Here is a 23,022-nt window from a genome sequence, read left to right on the forward strand (position 1 = left end):
ACTATAACTAAAAGTCTGTGTTTATCTGGCCCTTTGTGGAAATAATACCCTTTCAAGGGGGAGTGAAATGCTAAGTAGACGCGATTTCTTAAAATTAGTCGTTAAAGGAGCTATTCTTGGTAACTTTTATCAGCTCATTACCCCTCCTCTAGCACAAGCAGTAGCAGCAGGTGAAGTTAATAAACTTCCGGTGGTGATGATTGAGACAGGCACTTGTACTGGGGACAGTATCTCCCTTGATAATATTTGGACGCCGACTTTTTCAGATATCCTCTCAAACATTACTGATTGGCGCTATGATTGGAGCATGATGCAAACCCAGGGAGATGCTGCCTATCAAGTTCTTCAAGAAACATACGAAACGATGCCCAACGAATATATTCTCATTGTCCAAGGCGCTATGATCCAGCGCGACGGCGGTCATTATAACCATGTTGCTTATGATAATGGAAAACTAATTACAGGGCTAGACCTTGTTCGCCGCATTGCGCTTAAAGCAAAATACGTCGTCGCCATTGGGAGCTGTGCCACATATGGCGGCCCAGTTTCCGGTTACCCTAATCCAAGCCAGGCAACGGGCGTACAAAACATCCTTCCTGAACGGAGGGTCATTAACATTTCCGGATGTCCCGCTCATCCAGATTGGATTATGGGGACTCTACTTCATTTAGCCTTATATGGTGAACCTGAACTTGAAAAATATGGACGACCCAAACTATTTTATGGAGAAACCGTCCATAACCGCTGCCCTCGCCGACGCTATTATGACCAAGGGATTTTTGCCACAGAGATCGGACAGAAGGAATGCCTTTTTCGTGTTGGCTGTAAAGGACCGGTTACCTATGCCGACTGCCCGGTCCGCCGTTGGAATGACCGTTTCAATTGGCCAATCGGCTGTAATACGCCTTGTATAGGGTGTACTGAACCTGGTTACCCCGATTTAATGTCACCATTTACTGCTCACTCACCCGACATTCCTTTTCCTGGTGGGACAAAAGTTGCTACAGACAAAATTGGACTTGGAGTCTTAGGAGTGACATCCGTAGCTATTGTTGGACATATTACCACGTCCCTCTCTAAAGGACGAATCCAAAAAAATCTACTAAGATCTACCGTCAAGGTTAAACATCGACCTTCCCTTAAAAAGGTTAAAACCTTCCATCAGTATCGATTAAAGAAAAAAACCAGGTAAATTCGAAAAAAACTAGCTGGCATGTGCCAAACAAGGAGTGACTATTCTGGAGAAGAAAACGATCTTTCCTGTATCCCGAATTCACAATCCCATGTTATTGGAGGCTTGGCTTGAAGGCGGTGAAATAAAAGATGCTTTTATTTCGGATACACTCTATCGAGGGTTCGAGCAGATATTAATTGGACGTTCTGCCATGGATATGCCTTATTATACTCAACGTATTTGTGGCATATGTTCATCTGCTCATGCTGTAACAGCCTCGCTGGCGATAGAAAAGGCTTTAGGGATGAACGTCCCCCCCAATGGGCTCTTAATTCGGAATCTGATTCTGGCCAGTGATTTAATCCAGAACCATCTTCGTCACCTTTATCTATATGCCCTGCCAGACTATTTTCGTGGCCCAGATATTGCTCCATTTATTCCTCATTCAGAATCAGACCTACGTTTATCCAGCAAAGAGAATATAACTCTGACTGATCACTATTTCAAGGCTATCGATATTTCTCGTGTTGCCCATGCTGCTTTTGCAGTTTTTGGAGGCAAGGCACCTCATGGTCATGGGCTTGTTCCCGGTGGTGCCACTATGGAGGTTGATGCCGATAAGGTGAATCGTTATCGCGGGTATCTGATGGAGGTCATAAAATTTATTGATGATGTCTTGCTCCCTGATATTGTACTGATTATGGAGCGCTATCCCGAGTACATTGACCTGGGTAAAGGGGTAGGGAATTATATGTCCGTCGGAGGGTTTCCAAATGCAGAAGGAAGTACACTTTTTTCCCATGGCGTAATCCTTGAAGGGAAACGAGAAGGCTTTGACGAAAAACAAGTAACGGAAGATGTTACAAATGCTTGGTATAAACCTCATGGTCCCCTTCATCCCATGGAAGAGGATACAATCCCCGACCGCAGCCAACCCAAAGGATACACCTGGGTTAAATCTCCTCGTTACCGCGGTCAACCTGTGGAAGTAGGCCCTTTGGCACGGGCTATTATCAACAAGGAAAAGGTCATCGGTCATGGCGCAATCGCTCGGTTATGGGCACGTGCACTTGAACTCAAAAAAATAGCTATAACTGCTCTAGATTGGCTCAATCGTCTGGAGCCTGGGGCGGAGACGCTTGATACAAAAATAGGACAGGATTCTGGGGTAGGAATTGGGCTTCATGAAGTCATGCGCGGGAGCTTAGGGCATTGGGTCGCTGTAGAGAACCAACGAGTTAAGCACTACCAAATTGTTACGCCTTCTGCTCTAAATTTTGGTGCACGTGATGAAAAAGGAACCCGCAGCGTCGGGGAATCATCTCTACTCGGCTTAAAAATACAATCCGAGGACCTTAAAGAAGCTGGCCGAGTCATTCGCTCCTATGATCCTTGCTTCTCGTGTAGTGTTCATCTCATTGACGGAGAAAATTTACGCGCCTTAAAAATACCCGTCTAATCAAGAATTCATCGGATATAGGACACTTACTTCAAGTGGAGTTTCAACTCCATCTGAAGTTCAGTTGAACTTATCGAGGGGCTTAGCGTCACTTGTCTGGCACTTAAGAAATACAAGTCCTAGTGGCGGTTAGTCATCGGATAAATCTTTTTTGAGGGCACGGTAAAACATGAAGCAACGACATGTGAAAATGAGAAAAGCTGTCATAAGACAACTTAAACAGGGAAATATAAAGGGAAAGATTATCCCATTTCAGCCAATTTGGGTTAGAGTTTTTCATTGGGGCTTCGCTGCTAGTCTAACTGTGCTCATTTTGACTGGCCTAGAATTACACAAACCCGCAAGCTTCTTAGCCTTAAACTATGGGAAAGTTTTGATAGCTCATATCGCCTCTGCCTGGTTTGCATTGGGATTTATGGCTATACGCATTGTAGATACTCTGCTCAGGCATGATTATTCTCTAATCCCAAGAATTCATGATCTTAAGCGATTCCCGAAACTCATGGCCTATTATTTCTTCCTTCGGTCTACTCCTCCGCCAAGCAAAAAATATAATAGCGGGCAGCTTTTGATCTATTTTTCATGGGTGCTTCTTTTTCTGATTGCAAGTCTACTCGGCTTAGCCTCTTATTGGCAAGGGCAACATCTTATTTGGGTTTGGCGGTTGGTAGGTGGTTTTCAAGTCCTCCGTTGGATAAAGTTTACCATTACAATCTATTTTCTGGCGACAATCCCTGTCCACATTTATTTAAGTCTAACCGAAGATATCAGCCGTCTTCAGGCCATGATCACTGGCTACGAGCGGAAACCCCCTCCTAAATAACAGCTAGTAAAAATTTTCCTCGTATAAAATGATACTTTTTACTTTAAGTTTGGGTATAATGGGGGGTAGAGTTTATACACGGAAGGGACGATATGTTTTGGCATTACATATTCATTTTGTTGGAATAAAAGGTACCGGGATGAGTGCTTTAGCTCAAATCAGCGCTCAAATCGAAGATGCGATCATTACCGGATCTGATGTCGAAGAAAGTTTTTATACAGACAGTGTCCTTAAACGTGCCCAAATTCCCGTTTTGAGTTTTTCTCCTAGCAACATAGAAAACGTGGACTTAGTGGTCACCTCTGCAGCCTATACAAATCAACATCCCGAGATTGCCCGAGCTATGGAACTAAATATTCCAGTCTTGACTTATCCCCAATATCTCGGCCGTTTACTTTCCAAAAAACGTGGTATTTCCGTAACTGGTACTCATGGTAAAACTACGACGACCGCCATGATAGGTCTGGTCATGCTCCAAGCAGAATTAGATCCAACCATCGTTGTCGGCAGTGACGTCCCGAGTATTGGTGGAAATGCTCACTCCGGAAAAGGGGAATTTTTCTTAGCAGAGTCCTGTGAATATCGACGCCATTTTCTTAATTACTCCCCTGAGCACTTGATTATAACCAATATCGAATTTGATCACCCCGATTATTTTAATGACCTGGAAGATGTTATTTCAGCGTTTGCTGAATTGGCAAAAAAGGTACCTACACACGGGCATATATACATCTGGACCGAAGAGCCGAGCCTACAATCTATTATAGGATCCGCACCGATTACGACCTTTGGCCTCTCCGAATCTGCAGATGTTCGAGCAACGGAGATCGTATTCAAGGACGAAAGAAGTTCTATGAAAATTATGCTTAAAGGGCAATATGTTGGAGATCTAGCTCTTAATGTCTCGGGCAGACATAATATTATTAATGCCTTAGCAACGATTGCCGTATGCCATGAGATTGGTATCCCCATTGAACAAATCTTAAGTAGCCTGAGCCTGTTCAGTGGGACGAAACGTCGCTTTGAGCATATTGGCAGTAACCAAAATGGCGCTTTAATCGTTGATGACTATGCTCACCATCCAACAGAAATCCGTACTACTTTAGAAGGCGCCCGACTCTCCTTCCCTGATCGCCGCATTCGCGCCATTTTCCAACCCCATACTTTTAGCCGAACTGAGAAGCTCTTACTAGAATTTTCGCAAGCTTTTCAAGGAGCAGATGAAGTTGTTATTGCTGACATTTTCTCCTCAGCCCGTGAACAGGAACATCACACCGTTTCTCCCGTTACCTTAGCCACGTTGATCCAACAACAAGGCATTCAGGCTAGTTACATTGGGACATTGGATGAAATTAAAGTTTACCTTACCGAAACAATTGCCCCCGAAGATCTTGTCCTTACTTTAGGAGCAGGAGATATTTATAAAGTCGGATTAGGAATTGTCGGTTAAGTCGCTGTATTCCCAAAGAAAAAGGGTTAACCATTATTTAATGGCTGACCCTTTTTCTTTGGATTGAACTGCCCGCATTCTTTCTAGAATCTCATTCCAACTTTGACAACGTGTTATACCCGATGAGAGTTGCTTCTCTTGGTTATAACTGGCATTCAGTAATAATACAGGAACTCCGCATTCAGCAATCGCCTTAGCATTCACTTGATAATCCTCGATAAAAACCTCGATTCCCCATTGCTTAACTAAATCTACTTTACTCTTAAACCCTGAGAAAAGAACACGTTCGTGTTCGTGAGGAATTTCATGCTTACTAAGCCACTGCACTGTGATTTCTTTCTCTTCAGGTGTTCGAGCCGTAACATAAATAACCTCATGCCCCTCTCTGAGAAGGGATTCAATCCCTTCTTTAGCGCCGGGAACAGGATTAGGCGTCATAAGCAAGCGTTCCACATTACCCACAAAAAAGTTGTTCATATCATCACTCGGAACATCAAAAACTAAATGCAATTGATAATCGGTGATGACCGTAATATTCTTTCCATAGTGCAGATTCAATTCTTGCAACCAAACCGGGTAACTATCGGAAACGACGCCGTCAATATCTACTCCAATACGCACGTCAGTCCAACCTCTCTAGTTTAGGAAGTTCAAGACTGGGAGGAAGATTGCGTTTATGTTCACTCTGACGATGTAAGGTTTCGATGCGTTCTTTTTCCTCAGGCGGGACCTCTTCTCCCAATAAGTAACGATCAATCAAATCATAGGTTAGCCCCATTTCTGATTCGTCCGTCTGTCCTGGCCATAGTCCTGCTGTAGGAACACGGGTAGCAATGTTCACAGGAAGTCCCAACATCCTCGCCCAAGCGCGCACCTCTGTTTTGGTGAGCGAACTAATCGGCAAGAGATCCACACCGCCGTCGCCATATTTAGTAAAATACCCGGTATAACTCTCGGGGGCATTATCTGTCCCTACCACGACATAATTCAGAGCATTTGCGACGGTATACAACGTGGACATACGTAAACGAGCCTTTAAATTTCCTTGGCTCATTTTTTCTCCCACTAAATTGCATCCTTGATTTTCCAAACCTCTCTTGACCTGTTCAAATATCTTCGTATGAACATCACTTAGGTCCACTTCCAAAGGTCTTAAATCATAGCCTTCAGCAACCCAAAATGCATCTTCTTTATCTTCTGGATTAGAATGACTAGGCATAATTACTGCGATACAATTATCCGGAAATGCTTGTTGACAAAGCCCTGCAACCACAGCAGAGTCAACTCCCCCGGAGATCCCTACCACTACACCTTTTGCATTTGCCTCAGTGACCTTTTCTCGCAACCAGTCCACTGCTTGATTAATACGCTCTGTTAATTGATCATCTGTCCACATCTTTACTCAACCTCCTAATTATAATTTGCTTGCTTTAATATCTTTATGGATCGTTAAGAGTAACTGTTGTTTCAATTCAAAGAGATTAGTTGATAAATCAACAATATAGCGGTGCGGATTCGTTAAGCGTTTAACTTCATCCCAGAAAGTATCTAATTCCTTTCTAGCATAGGTCTGAATATCTTTGAGCTTTGGTAATTCACAAACCCGCTTTCCACCTCTAAATACTGGAATTAAAAGTTCTCGCGTCTGAAAATTTGTTAGGGTTTTTCGTTTCCACGTCTGAATGGGATCGAAAATAGTTAGCGGTTTTCCCTCGACGAACACTTCATCTTCTAAAGCAATGAGATCCGCCATTGATTTTCCAGCTTGATCATAAAAACGTACTATTTTTTTATTCCCGGGTTTGTGATCTTAGATATGTTTTCAGAGACCTTTAAACGAGGATGAAAAACGCCTTGCTCTCCTTCAGCTGCCAGTTTGTATACTCCTCCTAATGAGGGGCTATCTTTAGAAGTAATGAGATGGGTTCCGACGCCCCAAGCATCAATTTTCGCTCCTTGAGCACGGACGGCGAAAATAGTCTCTTCGTCTAAATCATTAGATCCTACGATAATCGCATTCTTGAGTCCTGCTTCGTCGAGCATACGACGGGCTTCTCTGGACAAATATGTTAAATCCCCACTATCTAAACGTATTCCTTGAAAATGATGCCCTTCTGCTTCCAGTTCAAGCCCGACCTTAATAGCATTGGGGACACCAGATTCAAGTGCGCTATAGGTATCCACCAATAACAAGCAGCTATCTGGAAAAGTACGTGCAAACGCTCGGAATGCCTCTAATTCCGATGGGAAACACTGAATCCAGCTATGTGCCTGGGTTCCTGAAACGGGTATACCATAACGTTCTCCTGCCAAAACATTTGACGTAGATTGACATCCTCCGATAAACGCCGCTCGTGCTCCCAGAATTCCCGCATCTGGTCCCTGCGCCCTTCGCAAACCAAACTCCATAACCGATGCCCCGTCTGCCGCTGCCATCACACGAGAAGCTTTCGTTGCAATCAAGGTCTCAAAGTTAACCAAATTCAAAATAGCAGTCTCAAGAAGCTGCGTCTCAAAAATGCGCCCCTTGACCCGAATAAGTGGTTCAAAGGGAAAAACTGGCGTCCCTTCCGGAACCGCATCTATGTCCCCTGTAAAACGGAAGTTACGCAGTTCTTCGATGAAATCCTCATTAAAAAGATTCAGACTTCTTAAATACACCAAATTCTCTTCACTAAACGTTAGCTTTTCAATATATTCTACAACCTGTTCAAGCCCTGCAGCTAGAGCATACCCCCCTTGAAACGGAAGTGTGCGAAAGAAGACATCAAATACGGCTTCCTTATGCTGATATCCGTTGACTAAATGACCCTGCATCATCGTTAATTGATAAAGATCTGTTAACATTGTTAGATTTTCCATTGATCAATAGCCTCGCTTCACACTCACACTCCATAGTTTGAATTACTTAACTCTTAATCTATAGCATGTAATATCTTAATAAAATCATGCGTGAGAATTTCGACCTTTCAGTCAGTATTTCCTTCTTTTAATACAAAATAAAAACCTAAAGTGAAATTTCCCGAAGTTAAGAACTTAAAAGACTGCACTCCAAAAAGTTTCTCAACGAGTTATCCACAGGTTATGTTCACTTATTCATTGTCTAATTAGGTTTATCCACGTCAAAAACCGATTTATTTTGATATTGTCCACAAACTTATCCACATTATGCACAGTTTTTTCAACATTCACTGTTCTTAAGTCTAAATACACAGTGTGACACAGGTCCTATCAATCTGCACTAGACAGCGCACATGAAATGTGCCAATCCTCCCAACATTTCATTCCCCGACCCCAATCTAGGGCGCAGTGTGACACGAGCGTGAAGTCTTTACGTTGGCAGAATCAGCAAACTCTGTTAAATAAAGCACCCAACTCAAAACAGACGGTGCACATAAAATGTGCCGTCCTCCCAACATTTCGTTCCCCGACCCCAGCCTAGGACGCAGTGTGACACGAGCGTGAAGTCTTTACGTTAGCAGAATCAGCAAACTCCGTTAAAGCGACCGACCCCAGACACGGGGCAGCGCACAAGGTCCCTTCTCGCCATCCTGCAAGAAGGTTAATACGTGCGAAGACCGTGTCTGCAAGAAGGTTAATACGTGCGAAGACCGTGTCTGCAAGAAGGGTAATCCATGCGTTTCGTGGGCTTCAGGGACACTCGGCCATCCTGCAAGAAGGCTAATTCGTGCGAAGACAGTGTCTTCGGGCCAGCGGATGTGCGCTGCCGCCAATGCGCCAAGGATGGCGCTTTTGGCACGATAGTCTCCAGTGGAGATTATCGCCGTAGGCGGGTTCTTTAAAATAATGCTATCGCCGAAGGATGCACCCCGCTCCCCAAAAACAGGAGCTTTCACGGCTAGTTTGCTCTGCGTCGTAAGACTGAGCGCTGTGACACACAAGTCCCTCACACAAGTCCCTTCATTATTTCCCAACTAACCTTGATTCCCTCAGCAACAGTTTCTGGCGAAGGACCTCCAGTGATCCTTCGAGCGCGGACGCAATGCTCAATCCCGATGGATTCAAACAGATCCTCATCAAAAATAGGGGAAAGCTCCTGATATTCACTTAAACTCAACTCTTCCAACCCAATTCCCTTTTTACTACAGTGTAATACGATCCGACCGACTAACTCATGAGCTTCACGGAAAGGTACCCCTTTCTTAGCCATATAGTCTGCAAGATCCGTTGCATTAGTAAACCCACCTTTAGCTCCATAAGCCATCGTATCCTTGTGTACTTGCATCGTTCTCAGCATCGGTTCTACCACCAACAAAGACTTTTGAATCGTATCCACCGCATCAAAGACCTGTTCTTTGTCTTCTTGCATATCTTTGTTATAAGCGAGCGGAAGCCCTTTCATAACGGTCAAGAGTGCAACCAGATCACCATATACCCGTCCCGTTTTTCCTCTCACCAGTTCTGCCACATCAGGGTTTTTCTTTTGCGGCATGATACTTGACCCTGTGGAATACCCATCATCCATGGAGATAAATTGAAATTCCCCACTGGACCAAATAACAAGTTCCTCACACAAACGGCTAAGATGCATCATTAGGATGGATGCGGCTGCTAAAAATTCCAAGGCAAAATCCCGATCACTCACCCCATCTAAGCTGTTTAAGGTCACCCCATCAAAACCCAGTTCCTGAGCCACTTTAGCACGATCAAGCGGGAACGTCGTTCCGGCCATAGCCCCTGATCCAAGCGGAGAACTATTTAAACGTTTCCGTGTATCTTTGAGTCGACCGAGATCACGCAAAAACATTTGCACATAGGCCATTAAATGATGGGCCAACGTGATCGGCTGTGCCTTTTGTAAATGCGTATATCCGGGCATCCAGGTTTCAAGATGCTCTTCCGCTAAATGAAGAAGCGTTTGCAGCAACTGTTCCACTAAATTCTTAGTTTGGTCAATCTCCTCCCTCAAATAGAGTCTTAGATCTAAGGCAACTTGGTCATTCCGGCTACGTCCCGTATGTAGTTTCTTTCCCACTGGTCCAATTCGCTCAGTTAAAAGCTTCTCAACATTCATGTGGATATCTTCAGCACCAATCTCGAACTCCACATTTCCTGCCTGAATATCTTCTAAAATTTCTCTAAGTCCTTCAATTAGATGTTTTGCTTCATCCTCAGAGATAACCCCAACACTACCGAGCATTCTAGCATGGGCGATACTCCCTAGGATATCTTGTTTGTACAAGCGTTGGTCGAAGCGAATTGAGGAATGAAAATCTTCCACCAATGCATCCGTAGTCTTTTCAAAACGTCCTCCCCAGAGTTTCACGTTGCATCTTCCTTTCATTCGTTGCTTTTTGTATCTTTGTACGTCTTCTCTATCTTTTATACCTTTAATTCAGCTAACTGTCTAGGCGAAACAGGGGGACGGATCTCTTATCTGAACTTATTCCGTAGAAGCGATTCAAAATTGCCCCTGCAAAGTTATGCATTCTGACTATATAAAAGAAAGCGCCGGATACCGGCGCTGGCTAATCTTCGCTCTTATTTACGCAACCCTGACTGTTTCTCCATTAAAGCTCTTACTTTTAATGGTAAACCAAAGAGATTAATAAATCCGCCCGCATCCTTTTGATCATATACGCCGTCTTCACCGAACGTTGCGAACGCTTCATTATAGAGCGAATAGGGGGATTTTACACCCGCTAATGTACAATTACCTTTGTATAATTTCACTCGTACCGTACCTGTAACGTTTTTCTGGGTCACATCGACAAAGGCATCTAAAGCTTCACGAAGCGGGGAATACCATACTCCATCATAAACAATTTCCGCATACTTTAAGGCTATTTGTTCTTTGTAATGGAGCGTAAGACGATCCAGTGTAAGATGTTCTAAAGCCTGATGAGCCATATAAAGAATTGTTCCGCCCGGTGTCTCATACACGCCACGCGATTTCATCCCAACGAGGCGGTTTTCTACCATATCGACAATTCCGATCCCGTTTTTTCCACCCATTTCGTTGAGGGTTTCCAATAAAGCGACAGGAGCGATCGTCTTACCATCTAAAGTTGTGGGCACCCCTTGTTCAAACCCAAGTTCGAGGTAAGTCGCCTCATCGGGCGCATCCTCTGGGGAAACACCCAGTAAATAAAGGTCACGAATCGGTTCATTCCACGGATCTTCCAAGTCCCCACCCTCATGGCTTAAATGCCATAGGTTGCGATCCATGCTATAAGGACGATCTTTGGTCACTGGGACAGGAATTCCACGTGCTTCAGCATAGTCGATGCAATCTTCTCGGGACTTGAGATCCCAAATCCGCCAGGGAGCAATAATCTCCAAATCGGGATTAAGTGCTTTAACACTCACTTCAAAGCGAACCTGGTCATTTCCTTTGCCCGTTGCGCCATGAGCTATCGCAACGGCACCTTCCTGCTCAGCAATTTCCACTAAACGACGAGCAATCAGAGGACGGGCAAAGGAAGTCCCTAAAAGATACTTTCCTTCATAAACTGCTCCGGCCTTTAAAGTCGGAAAGATAAACTTCGTGATAAATTCTTCTCTCAGATCTTCGATATACAGTTTGCTTGCCCCACTTTTGGTAGCCTTTTCCTGAAGGGGAGCCAACTCTTCCCCTTGCCCGAGATCTGCTGCCATGGCAATTACGTCATACCCATAAGTTTCCTTAAGCCAGGGAATAATAATAGAAGTATCCAACCCACCGGAATAGGCCAAAACGACTTTTTTCATTGTCCGATCTCCCTTTTTTCCTTGTATTAATATCGTCGTGTTAATCTACTGATTATAGTACACATTTAACCTAAAAACTATTTGTTTTGACTCAAATCCTTCGATTTAAGAGGCATGCAAGTTGGAAATGATCCTTGACTTGCCTTCTGCCTAGATCACTAACGCCATAATCGCTTTCTGAGCATGCAGACGATTTTCTGCTTCATCAAATACTACAGATTGGGGCCCTTCAATTACTTCATCTGTAATTTCCTCTCCCCGATGAGCTGGAAGGCAATGCATAACGATGGCGGATTGGTCCGCTCGTTTCATTACATCTGAATTAATCTGATACCCTTCAAAAGCCGTCATACGCACTTTTGCCTCTTCTTCTTGACCCATGCTGGCCCAAACATCCGTATAAAGCACATCTGCACCTTTAACAGCTTCTAAAGGATCATCAATCACTTCTACAGAACCGCCGTTTTCTTTGGCGTCCGCCTGGGCCAAGGCAACAACCGATGGATCCGGCTTGTACCCCTGAGGAGAAGCAATAACTACATTCAATCCCATCTTCGCTCCGCCAAACAGCAGCGAATGAGCCATGTTGTTACCATCTCCAATGTAGGCTAGCTTCAAGCCCGCTAAGCGACCTTTATACTCCTGAATGGTCATGAGATCTGCCAGAACCTGACAGGGATGAAGTAAGTCAGTCAATCCATTGATAATCGGAATCGTAGCAAACTTCGCCAAATCTAAGACTTCTTGATGACTAAAGGTCCGTATCATAATTCCATCGACCATTCGAGAAAGAGTACGCGCCGTGTCAGCAATCGTTTCTCCTCTTCCCAATTGGATATCCCGTCCGCTAAGAAAGAGCGCATGCCCTCCGAGTTGGTACATTCCTACCTCGAAGGAAACCCGGGTCCGTGTAGAGGACTTCGTAAAAATCATCCCCAAGGTCTTACCTTGAAGAATTGTATGGGGCCGTCCGGCTTTTTGTTCTGCTTTAATTTCTCTAGCTACATCTAAAATGCAACTTAATTCATCTTGAGAAAAATCATGAAGCGATATAAAGTCCCGTCCTTTGAATATTGATCGCTCTATTGTTTTCATGTGTCACCCATCCCTTCGTTATGAATTATTATACTTTTTTATGTATAATAATACAATACTTAAAATCACTTTTTTCACATGGTTAGGATTATACCATAACCAAATTCCATAAAATTCCGATACCTCTGTGAGCTAGTACATACAGTTATATTTCTTGAATCTTACTTAGTATACAATGCTGCAAAAGTACCTTCAAGGCATAAGCTTCAAGAATCTGTCAAGTTATGAGATGAAAGCAGATCTAAAATCTGGTATAATATAAGAATTAAGGAAAGTTCGATCCATAACCCTTGATTTGACACCCACAGTCACACTCATAATTACTTTATTCAAACAAGTCTTTACCTCGATTGAGGGATAGCATTCTTTCACAACCAACAGTTTCAGCGAAACCAAAAACCAGAACCATTCAGACTTCCTGGTTTCTTACAGTAGAATAATGGGAGTTATTTTATGCCGTTATCACAAGGTGAGGGAGAAGAATATTCATACTCTTATCTCACTTGGCAGGAAGATGAAAGCTGGGAGATTCCCTTTCAGATAAACCCTGCAAAGTCTATCCTGCGCTATTTTGTGTAAGATTAACGATGGATGATGAAAAAGAAAATGAGAATACTAAAAGAGTCGTTGAGCCGGATATTACTATTGTATGCGATAATCTAAACTTGACGAAAAGGGCTGTAATGGTGCTCCTGATATGATCAGTTTGAAATCTTATCGCCATTTTCTCAATTAAAATGGACCGATTCATAAAGTTCAATAGTTATGAAAAAGCAGGCGTTAGAGAATATTGGATTGTTGAACCCGAGGGAAAACTGGTAAGTGTCTTTGTACTCCAAAATGATCGAAGATATGGTCGCCCAGAGATATATACCGAGGATGACAAGATAAGAGGCTCTATTCTTACTGATCTTATTGTTTTGATTTGAAACCAGTATCTGAAGGTATTTAGGGAGGAATGCACATGACCTTGACCTGGTCCGAACGTATTAAATTGGCTTGGACAACATTTAAGAGAGAAGCTCTCCCCTTGTATGGCTGGTCCTTCATTTTCTTAGGCATTGGTGTTGTTTTAATAGTTGCCACGGTTATGGGTGTTATAGCCCAATTGCGCCAATTTGGCTGGGCTATTCCTCATAGCAATGGTAGCTCATTTTCATCTGGGATGCCTGTCCCCGGGATACCTCCAACCCCAGATTTAAGTCCCTTTGTTGGCCCGTTCGGATCATCAAATCTAGGTCCCTTTAACTTCTTCGGCGGGCCATTGAGTAGTTTACCCAATCTTCTATCGGCTGCTGAAAGCGTAGCCGGAATTTTTTTGTTGATACTTATTGTCGGTTGGTTATTCGGATCCGCTTTTTATACTGGACTATTCAACTTGACCGCTAAGGCCTATAGAGAAAAGGTAACTTTCAAAGATTTTAAGTTTAAAGGTTTTTTCCGTATCCTTGGCTGGCAAGGTTTTCTTCTTCTGATCAAGCTGCTCCTCTTAATCATTGGGCTGTTTGGCGCCTATACCATGAGCCACTCTCACTACACGCTCGTGGCTTTCTTAATTGTTTACGGGCTTTTTATTACTGCTATCGGCTTATATGCATTACCCTGGCTTATCACATCTACCATATACCTTTTAGCCCACAGCAACGAAGGATTTTGGGATGCACTTAGAGGCAGTTGGAGATTCTTCCAGAGGCACCTGGGGATACTTTGGGGATACATTGGAACCGTTATTCTGATTGAAATAGCACTGCAAATTCTTGGCCGAATTTCACACGCCCTCACAGGAATAGCCTCCCTAGTAGTCAGCCCCTTTATTGCCGTCTTAGCAATTGTTTGGGTACTGTCAATTGAAGATGATGACCGTAGAGATGATGTAGAACCGCAACTCTATTCAACCGCTTATTCGACCGTACCTTACCAAGAGGCACAAGTAACACAAGAAACAATAATTACTCCACCGTCCTCTGAATCATTAGCCATAGATTCCCCCTCTCCCCAACCCAAGATTGACTTACATAAGTCAGAACCAGAGCCTTTGCCTCCTGCTGCTCCCTCCCCTGAAGATTCACCCCGATATTGTCCTTCTTGTGGAAGGGCTAATACGGGTACAGCCTATTGCCCACAATGTGGGACAAAGCTCTAACCTGATCAATAAAACTCCTGCTCGACAAATCGTCCAGCAGGAGTTTTTTCTACAATAATTAGCGCCCAGTCTTTTCATCCCAAGCAAATGGGAGTTTCTTAGCGTGTGTTAATCACGATAGTCTCCAGTGGAGACTACGCAGAAGTCGCTAATCTCTAGAGTATACCTATCGGCGTAGGATGACTATCACTGAAGCCGCATCCTACAATAAACACTATCGACGATGTAGGATGCTAGAGAGACTTCCGCCCTACAAACTCCTCTACAGCTCCAAATACTCCTGCAACGAAAGAACCTGAGGAGTGGTTTGGCTCCGTATCTCTTGTAACGCTCGGACAACCGCTTTCGCGGTATCCATTGACGTAAAGCAGGGAACCTTGTGTTCTGCTGCTAGCCTTCTCAATAAATAACCTGTAACTTCAGGGGTTTTGCCTTTAGTAGGCGTACTAAGTATAAAGGCAAATTCTCGATGCCGAACAGCTTCTCGAAGAGCTTCGCTGGACTCACTAACCTCTTCAACTTTCACCCCGCACAAGGCTAGGGCCTTGGCTGTGTCGCCTGTCCCTTTGACGCCAAACCCCAGCTGAGCTAGTTGTCGAGCTAAGGTAATCGCCTCTGGGCGGTCCTTTTCACCTACCGACACCAAAATGTTTCCCTCGTTCGGAAGTGGAATATGGGAGGCAGCAAAGGCTTTCGCCAAAGCGTGCCCGAATTGAGTGTCCATCCCTAAGACCTCACCGGTCGATTTCATTTCAGGTCCCAGCGATGTTTCGACTTTGGTCAACTTTTCAAAGGAAAAAACCGGAGCTTTAACTACGACAAACGGTACCTCAGGTGCAAGGCCCCGCGTATAACCCAAATCTTTCAAGGTTTTCCCAAGGGATACTTGAACCGCCAGGTTAACTAAGGGAATCCCCGTGACTTTGGAAAGAATCGGCACTGTGCGACTTGCCCTTGGGTTCACTTCAAGCACATACACCTTGCCTCGAACGACTACAAATTGGATATTGATAAGTCCTTTGATGCCGCTTCCTTCGGCAATACGACAGGTGAAATCTTGAATCTGATCGATTTCAGCTGGTGTTAAACTTTGCGGCGGATATACCGCCAAGCTATCCCCCGAGTGGACTCCCGCCCGCTCAATATGCTCCATAATACCCGCTATCACAGTGGTTTCTCCGTCTGAGACGGCATCGATTTCAACTTCTTTACCTTCCAGGTACCTATCCACCAAAATCGGATGTTCAGGGGATAAGTGGATCGCCCGCCTCAAATAGTCTTCCAGCTCATTAATATTCTCCACCACTTGCATAGCACGTCCTCCGATAACGTAAGAAGGGCGAACGATAACCGGAAATTCGAGTTCCTCTGCAACTCTTTGAGCCTGCTCTACAGCTGTAACGCTTCGCCCTTCGGATTGAGGAATTCCTAAATGGCTTAACAGCTGAGCAAAACGTTCCCGATCCTCTGCCATATCGATCGCGTCGACTTGGGTACCTAAAATTCGAACTCCGGCACGATTCAGTGGCCCTGCCAAATTAATAGCCGTTTGTCCTCCAAATTGAACCAATACTCCATCAGCCTTCTCTTTATTCAACACATGAAGCACATCTTCCAACGTCAAAGGCTCAAAATACAATTTGTCTGCTGTATCAAAATCCGTCGATACCGTTTCTGGGTTATTATTGACCATAATAGATTCTACACCTGCTTCTTGCAAAGCCGTAAGGGCATGGACGGAGCAATAGTCAAATTCGATCCCTTGCCCGATACGGATAGGTCCGGAACCTAAGACAACGACTTTAGAACCGGTGCCAGTCAACACCTCATCCTCTTCTTCATAGCTAGAATAGTAATAAGGCGTTGAAGAGGCAAACTCTGCTGCACATGTATCCACGGTCTTATAAACCGGAATAATCCCATCAGCAAAGCGCATCTTACGAACCATTTCTTCCGAGCGCCCCGTAAGTTTGGCAATAGCTAAGTCTGAGAATCCTTGGACTTTAGCGAAATGCAATAACTCAGTCGTCAACGACTCATTTTGCAACCGCTGTTCAAGTAGAACCAAGTCTTTGATTTTAAATAGGTAAAAGGGGTCTATCTGCGTGAGCATTTGTACTTCGATAATTGTCCAATCCCGGCGGAACGCTTCAGCGATTGCAAAAAAACGTTCATGATCCGTGATGGACAGCTTGTCTTCGATCTCCATCTCGGTCCAGCCTCCAGAGGCTGCAATTCGAAGACCTACACTGCCAATCTCTAAAGAACGCGCGGCTTTAAGCAGCGCCGCTTCTAAGGTTCGTTCCATGGCCATCACCTCTCCGGTCGCTTTCATTTGCGTACCGAGACGATGATCTGCGGCTGGAAACTTATCGAAAGGCCAACGAGGGAACTTGACAACCACATAGTCAAGGGCAGGCTCAAAACAAGCGCTGGTATTTCCGGTAACCGGGTTTGTCAACTCTGGAAGGGTAAATCCTACGGACAGAAGTGCCGCCATTTTGGCAATTGGATATCCGGTCGCTTTCGAAGCGAGCGCACTTGAGCGGCTTACTCGAGGATTGACTTCAATCACAACATATTCCCGGCTCACTGGATTTAAAGCAAATTGAACATTACAGCCACCGTTAACCCCCAAGGCTCGAATAATCTTTAAGGATGACGCCCTAAGCATCTGATATTCAACATCGCTTAACGTTTGTGACGGGGCAACGACGATACTATCCCCAGTGTGAATTCCCACGGGGTCAATATTTTCCATGTTGCAAATCGTAATACAGTTATCAGCGGCATCCCGCATGACTTCATACTCAATTTCCTTCCAACCTGCCACACTTCGCTCCACGAGGCATTGTCCAATCGGACTGGCCTGCAACCCTCTTGGTAAAATTTCTTCTAAGTTTTTGGTGTTTTTTACAATTCCTCCGCCCGTCCCTCCAAGAGTGTAAGCTGGGCGAATAATTAACGGAAATCCCTGTTTTTCGGCGAAGAGCGCCCCCTCTTCCAATGTTGTCACAATGATACTCTCGGCTACAGGTTCTCCGAGTGAAAGCATCGTTTCTTTAAACGCATCGCGATCTTCTGCTTTGTAAATCGTTTCAGCATCACAGCCAATGAGATCCACGTCATAACGCTTTAAGACCCCACTATGGACGAGTTCCATAGCCAGATTAAGTCCTGTTTGCCCACCTAGAGTGGGTAACAGAGCATCTGGGCGTTCTTTGCTGATAATCCTCTCTAAATACTCAGGCAACAAAGGTTCGATATAGGTAATCTCGGCTGTTTTTACATCCGTCATGATGGTTGCTGGATTACTGTTGACCAGGACGACTTCAATCCCCACTTCACGAAGGGCCTTACACGCTTGGGTCCCGGCATAATCAAATTCTGCGGCTTGCCCAATCACAATCGGGCCGGACCCGATGACCAGGACCTTTTTCCACGCCGGGTTAAGAGGCATTATTAGCCCTCCATTCCTGCATTAATTGCGCAAACTCGTCAAAAAGATAAAGGGATTCGCTCGGTCCTGGTCCAGCCTCTGGGTGGTATTGAACTGAAAATACAGGAAAATCCCGATGTTTAACTCCTTCGACGCTTTGATCATTGAGGTTGCGGTGGGTGATGTGCAAGGGAGTCTGATCCAAGCTTTCTTCGGCAATAGCGTAACCGTGATTTTGGGAGGTAATCGTCACTCTTTTGGATTGAAGATCTTGGACCGGTTGATTTCCACCCCGATGCCCAAACTTCATCTTATACGTGTCCCCCCCCAAAGCGAGTGACAAAAGTTGATGCCCAAGGCAAATACCGAAAATGGGTCGTTTGCCCATCAAACCTCGAATCGTTTCTATTCCCACTCCAACCTCCTTAGGGTCTCCTGGCCCATTGGACAGAAAGACGCCATCTGGCTGCAGATCTATGATCTGCTCTGCCGAGGCACTATGCGGAACGACTGTCAGACGGAACCCACTTTCTTGCATCGCCTGTAAAATGTTTTTCTTAATTCCGAAATCAATGACCACAACATGAAACGGATCTATTTCAGCTTGAGCAGGAGGTAAGGTGTAGATTTTCGGGGTACTGACCTTAGCCACAACATCTGCTGGAACCAGCCATTCTTTCAACTTTGGAATTAATTCATTTAGGTTCTCAGTCTCAGTTGTAATAACCCCACGCAAAACACCGTGTTCTCGGATAATCCGCGTCAAAGCACGTGTATCGATCCCTTTAATACCGACAACTCCGGCTTGAGCCAATGTCCTCGAGAGATTCTTCTCCATCTGCCAATGACTAGGATTACGTGCAGCCTCTTTCACGATAAACCCCTGAACCTGGGCCTTTTCCGATTGGTCATCTAGTCTGTTTATCCCATAATTTCCAATGAGAGGATAAGTCATGCATACCATTTGTCCGGCATAAGAGGGGTCCGTCAGAACCTCTTGATAGCCCGTCATACCTGTATTGAAAACCACTTCTCCAAAGGCCTCTCCTGCTGCTCCAAAAGACTCTCCCAGTAAAACTTTCCCAGTCTCAAGTACGAGTGCTGCTTTCATTTCATCCCTCCTCGGGAAAAATCCTTATTCATTTTATAATCCCCTATATCTCTTGCCATTAGTTTTTGACCTTACCGTCTAATCTGGCTCCCTGTTCTCGGTTTTACCTCTGAACCCTGGCTTCCGCCCTCTGAACTCTGGAATTACCAAAGCTCCTGAAAGACTTCATCCAAGATCTCCAAGGCCTTATCCATTTCAGGTTTCTCAACAATCAGGGGAGGAAGGAAACGCAAGACCTGCCCGCCAACGCAGTTGATCAGAAGTCCTTTTTGCCGACAAGCTTCTACGATCTCCGGACCCAGCTTAGAAACGGGCCATCCTAAGATAAACCCTTGTCCTCGAACAGGGTCACCTGTTTGATACTTCTGGGCCAGTTTCTCGAGTCCTTTTCGAAAATACAAGGACCTCTCTTGAACCCCTGCCAAAAATCCTTCTTCGAGTATCACATCTAAGACGGCACACCCTGCCGCAGTCGCCAGAGGGTTTCCCCCAAAGGTTGAAGCATGATCACCCGGCTGAAAAGCTTGCGCAACTTCATCTCTGGCCAACATCGCTCCGATTGGCACACCACCACCCAAGGCTTTAGCTAAGGTCATAACATCCGGAGCCACTCCACTCCATTCACAAGCAAAGAGTTTCCCGGTCCGACCTATGCCGCACTGCACCTCATCAAAAATCAATAGTGCTCCATATTGGTCACACAAAGCACGCGCCGCTTGAAGAAACGCTGTCTCAGCCGGAATTACTCCCCCTTCACCCTGAATAGGCTCGATGAAGACTGCTGCTGTATTTTCATTGACCTTAGATCTTAAGTCCTCGATATCATTCAAGGCGGCATAAGAGAATCCTGAAGGAAGCGGATCATACCCTTCCTGATATTTTGTTTGTCCTGTAAGGGTGAGAGTTGCCAAGGTCCGTCCATGAAATGAATTCTTGAACGAGACTACCTCGCATTTGTGCGCCCCAAAGTTTTTCTTAGCATATTTCCGAGCAAGCTTGATCGCCGACTCATTAGCCTCTGCCCCGCTGTTGCAAAAGAACACTTTATCAGCGAAAGAATGTTTCACTAAGCGCTCCGCTAAAGCGACTTGATTCGGTATCCAGTATAGATTTGAAGTGTGCAGAATTTCTGTGGCCTGTTCTTGCACAGCATGGACAATCGCCGGATGGCTATGCCCAAGTGAGTTGACCGCTAGACCCGTCAGAAAATCCAAATAACGTTTTCCTTCAGAATCCCAGACCCATACGCCATCCCCTTTGACCATCGTCATTGCTAGGCGGCCATAGGTATTCATTACTACATTTTTTCCGCGTTCAATGATTTCTTCAGTTGATATGCCTTCTAACATCTCTTTATACCCCCATTTTCGAGTTCGCTATTCGTCCTTCAAACCACGAACCACTAATTCCGGCTTCTGGCATCTGATCACTGACTTCTGTCAAGCAAACATCGTTCCAATGCCCCCATCGGTAAACAATTCAAGTAAAATAGCATGGCTTAACCGACCGTCTAGGATATGCACACTTCCAACACCGCTCTCTAAAGCTGAGACCGCACATTCTACTTTGGGTAGCATTCCACCGTTTAGAATTCCTTCGTCTACAAGTGTGGCCACTTCTCCTCTGGAAATCGTCGAAATGAGAGAGTTCGGATCGGTTACATCGCGTAGTATTCCTCGCACGTCCGTCAGCAGAAGCAGCTTATCAGCCTTCAATGCCTCTGCTACTTTTCCGGCAACCGTGTCCGCATTCACATTATACGTTTCCCCGTTTTCTCCACTGGCGACTGGAGAAATGACGGGGATATATCCCTGTCCCAGTAAAGTGTGCAAAATATCTGGTGTAACGCTTTGGATTTCTCCAACATACCCCAGATCAATATCTTCCATCTTGCCTTGGCTATTCGCCATCTGCATGGGTTTCTTAGCTGCTATGAGTAGTTGTGCGTCTTTACCGGATAAACCAACACCCTTCCCTCCAAAGCGATTGAGGAGAGAGACCATCTCGGTGTTCAACTTTCCTAACAAAACCATTTGCGCAATCTCCATAGTTTGCGCATCAGTGACTCTTAATCCCCGTACAAATTGGCTTTCAATCCCAACTTTCTTCAGCATGGCATTGATCTCCGGTCCACCGCCGTGGACTACTACGGGCCGAATCCCAACCGAATGCAAGAGCAAGACATCCATGATAACCGATTCTTTCAAGACAGGATCAATCATGGCATGGCCGCCATACTTAATCACAACGGTCTTGCCTGCAAATTTTTGGATATACGGAAGGGCTTCCACTAAAACCCGAGCTTTGCTTAAGCCCTGTTCCATTGGGGTCATCTTCAACACCTCCACTCTTAAGTTCGATAACTCCCATTTATTGTGACGTACTCATGGGTCAGATCACACCCCCAGGCAGTTGCGCATTCTTCCCCAAGGTGAAGGTTCAAGTTGATATGAACGTCTTTAAACTGAAGAATCTCCTTAGCCTTTTCTTCCGAAAATGCAACCCCTCTTCCTGCTTGAGCGACGACTAAATCCCCTAAGAAGATATCCACTTTTTGGGGGTCAAACTCCGCCCCGGCATACCCTGCGGCCGTAAAAATCCGCCCCCAGTTCGCATCTTCACCGAAGAGTGCGGTTTTTACTAAGCTGGAACCACAAATACTCCGGGCAATTTTCCGGGCATCGTCTTTTGTTTTAGCTCCAGATACCATGACTTCCATAAACTTGCTGGCGCCCTCCCCATCTCGGGCAATATCTTGGGCTAGCTGGGTGCAGATCATCTTCACCATTTTCTCAAAGTTCAACAAATCTTCCCCGCTCAAAGTCATCCCAGAGGCCCCATTCGCCAAAAAGAGAACCATATCATTGGTGCTGGTATCTCCATCAACTGTCACCATGTTGAAACTTTCATCGACTGTTTCACGTAAGATACGCTGCAATTCCGCTGAGGGAATACTCGCATCCGTCGTCAAGAAACCTAACATGGTTCCCATATTCGGATGAATCATGCCTGACCCCTTAGCCATCCCGCCAATCGTGATCACGCCTCCTTGAGAACAAGGAAATTCATAGGCATGTTCTTTGACCGTCGTATCCGTCGTCATAATAGCGAGCGCGGCCCGATGTGCTCCGTCATCTGTCGTGTCCTTCTGCCCGCGAATGCCCTTGACCATATCTCCAAGGAGCTCTGCACTCGCCGTTCGAATTCCATTTAAGACCCGTTCTATGGGCATTTCAACTCCGATCACACCAGTCGAGGCCACCAGAACATCCTCAACTGGAATAGCCGTATACATGGCTACAACTTCAGCCATCGCCAACGCGACTTGATCACCAGATTCCCCTACACAAGCATTGGCATTCCCGCTATTGATTACAATAGCCTGGGCCAGACCATCGTGCAAATGACGCTGGGTTAAATAAAGAGGGTGTGCTTTAACTAGGTTTCGAGTGTATACGCCAGCAGCTTGCGCTTGAACTTGCGAAAAAACCAACGCAACATCATATTTATCTTTATACTTTATTCCTGCCTGGACGCCGACCGCATAGAACCCCTTCGGAGCAGCTACACCGCCTTCAATTGACTTCCAAGATTCATCAACATTACCCACGAATTCA

Annotated in this window: 18 protein-coding genes and 1 pseudogene; 7 read left to right on the plus strand and 12 right to left on the minus strand. The window is 45.1% G+C overall.

The genetic code is table 11. The features are described from left to right. Positions 1-67 precede the first annotated feature (67 nt). The 4 genes from DOT_RS09230 to murC all read left to right on the plus strand — a co-directional run bounded on the left by DOT_RS09230 (position 68) and on the right by murC (position 4,906). Entirely contained in the window at positions 68-1,192 is a 1,125-nt protein-coding gene (locus DOT_RS09230) for a hydrogenase small subunit (RefSeq protein WP_009617465.1), read from the plus strand. A gap of 37 nt (positions 1,193-1,229) precedes the next feature. Beyond that, complete coding sequence (locus DOT_RS09235; protein WP_009617467.1) at positions 1,230-2,633, plus strand: nickel-dependent hydrogenase large subunit; 1,404 nt, start codon at positions 1,230-1,232, stop codon at positions 2,631-2,633. A gap of 169 nt (positions 2,634-2,802) precedes the next feature. Beyond that, positions 2,803-3,456, plus strand: coding sequence for a cytochrome b/b6 domain-containing protein (locus DOT_RS09240; protein ID WP_009617470.1), 654 nt, complete (start codon positions 2,803-2,805; stop codon positions 3,454-3,456). A gap of 97 nt (positions 3,457-3,553) precedes the next feature. Further along, on the plus strand, positions 3,554-4,906 hold the full coding sequence (gene murC, locus DOT_RS09245; protein ID WP_040411730.1) for a UDP-N-acetylmuramate--L-alanine ligase: 1,353 nt from the start codon (positions 3,554-3,556) through the stop codon (positions 4,904-4,906). Positions 4,907-4,939: 33 nt separating this feature from the next. Here murC and DOT_RS09250 read toward each other — a convergent pair whose 3' ends face one another. The 7 genes and pseudogenes from DOT_RS09250 to argF form a co-directional block, all read right to left on the minus strand. Next, the gene (locus DOT_RS09250; protein WP_009617474.1) at positions 4,940-5,527 is read right to left on the minus strand and encodes a hypothetical protein; all 588 of its coding nucleotides are present in this window, start codon (positions 5,525-5,527) and stop codon (positions 4,940-4,942) included. A 1-nt stretch (position 5,528) separates the two neighbouring features. Continuing rightward, positions 5,529-6,302, minus strand: a complete 774-nt coding sequence (gene nadE, locus DOT_RS09255) for an NAD(+) synthase (RefSeq protein WP_009617476.1) — start codon at positions 6,300-6,302, stop codon at positions 5,529-5,531. Positions 6,303-6,320: 18 nt separating this feature from the next. Further along, positions 6,321-7,768: pseudogene (locus tag DOT_RS09260) on the minus strand (nicotinate phosphoribosyltransferase). 635 nt (positions 7,769-8,403) lie between these two features. Then, positions 8,404-8,817: a hypothetical protein gene (locus DOT_RS09265; RefSeq protein WP_040411732.1), complete on the minus strand. Its 414-nt coding sequence runs from the start codon at positions 8,815-8,817 to the stop codon at positions 8,404-8,406. Beyond that, on the minus strand, positions 8,814-10,193 hold the full coding sequence (argH, locus tag DOT_RS09270) for an argininosuccinate lyase (RefSeq protein WP_009617491.1): 1,380 nt from the start codon (positions 10,191-10,193) through the stop codon (positions 8,814-8,816). Before argH ends, DOT_RS09265 begins: the two co-directional genes overlap by 4 nt. Positions 10,194-10,408: 215 nt before the next feature. Next, positions 10,409-11,617 carry an argininosuccinate synthase gene (locus tag DOT_RS09275; protein WP_009617492.1) on the minus strand — a complete coding sequence of 403 codons (1,209 nt, stop codon included), beginning with the start codon at positions 11,615-11,617 and terminating at the stop codon, positions 10,409-10,411. Positions 11,618-11,767: 150 nt separating this feature from the next. After that, complete coding sequence (gene argF / locus DOT_RS09280; RefSeq protein WP_009617494.1) at positions 11,768-12,712, minus strand: ornithine carbamoyltransferase; 945 nt, start codon at positions 12,710-12,712, stop codon at positions 11,768-11,770. 453 nt (positions 12,713-13,165) lie between these two features. Here argF and DOT_RS32655 point away from each other — a divergent pair, with 453 nt between their 5' ends. The 3 genes from DOT_RS32655 (at position 13,166) to DOT_RS09285 (ending at position 14,855) form a co-directional block, all read left to right on the plus strand. Next, a complete protein-coding gene (locus DOT_RS32655; RefSeq protein ID WP_009617496.1) occupies positions 13,166-13,291 on the plus strand; it encodes a hypothetical protein in 126 nt (41 codons plus the stop codon). A gap of 158 nt (positions 13,292-13,449) precedes the next feature. Beyond that, positions 13,450-13,641: a Uma2 family endonuclease gene (locus tag DOT_RS32660; RefSeq protein ID WP_009617500.1), complete on the plus strand. Its 192-nt coding sequence runs from the start codon at positions 13,450-13,452 to the stop codon at positions 13,639-13,641. Positions 13,642-13,676: 35 nt separating this feature from the next. Further along, positions 13,677-14,855 carry a zinc ribbon domain-containing protein gene (locus tag DOT_RS09285; protein ID WP_009617502.1) on the plus strand — a complete coding sequence of 393 codons (1,179 nt, stop codon included), beginning with the start codon at positions 13,677-13,679 and terminating at the stop codon, positions 14,853-14,855. A 262-nt stretch (positions 14,856-15,117) separates the two neighbouring features. Here the strand turns inward: DOT_RS09285 and carB are convergent, their stop codons facing one another. From carB to argJ, 5 genes are all read right to left on the minus strand, one after another. Continuing rightward, complete coding sequence (gene carB / locus DOT_RS09290; protein ID WP_009617504.1) at positions 15,118-18,315, minus strand: carbamoyl-phosphate synthase large subunit; 3,198 nt, start codon at positions 18,313-18,315, stop codon at positions 15,118-15,120. Beyond that, positions 18,305-19,405, minus strand: coding sequence for a glutamine-hydrolyzing carbamoyl-phosphate synthase small subunit (carA, locus tag DOT_RS09295; protein ID WP_009617505.1), 1,101 nt, complete (start codon positions 19,403-19,405; stop codon positions 18,305-18,307). Before carA ends, carB begins: the two co-directional genes overlap by 11 nt. A gap of 143 nt (positions 19,406-19,548) precedes the next feature. Further along, positions 19,549-20,754, minus strand: coding sequence for an acetylornithine transaminase (locus DOT_RS09300; protein ID WP_009617506.1), 1,206 nt, complete (start codon positions 20,752-20,754; stop codon positions 19,549-19,551). Between the two features lie 90 nt (positions 20,755-20,844). Beyond that, positions 20,845-21,738, minus strand: coding sequence for an acetylglutamate kinase (argB, locus tag DOT_RS09305; RefSeq protein WP_009617507.1), 894 nt, complete (start codon positions 21,736-21,738; stop codon positions 20,845-20,847). A 17-nt stretch (positions 21,739-21,755) separates the two neighbouring features. Continuing rightward, positions 21,756-23,015: a bifunctional glutamate N-acetyltransferase/amino-acid acetyltransferase ArgJ gene (gene argJ, locus DOT_RS09310; protein ID WP_009617508.1), complete on the minus strand. Its 1,260-nt coding sequence runs from the start codon at positions 23,013-23,015 to the stop codon at positions 21,756-21,758. Positions 23,016-23,022 lie beyond the last annotated feature (7 nt).

Origin of the sequence: Desulfosporosinus sp. OT (genome assembly GCF_000224515.1) — a bacterium.
Taxonomy (GTDB): domain Bacteria; phylum Bacillota; class Desulfitobacteriia; order Desulfitobacteriales; family Desulfitobacteriaceae; genus Desulfosporosinus.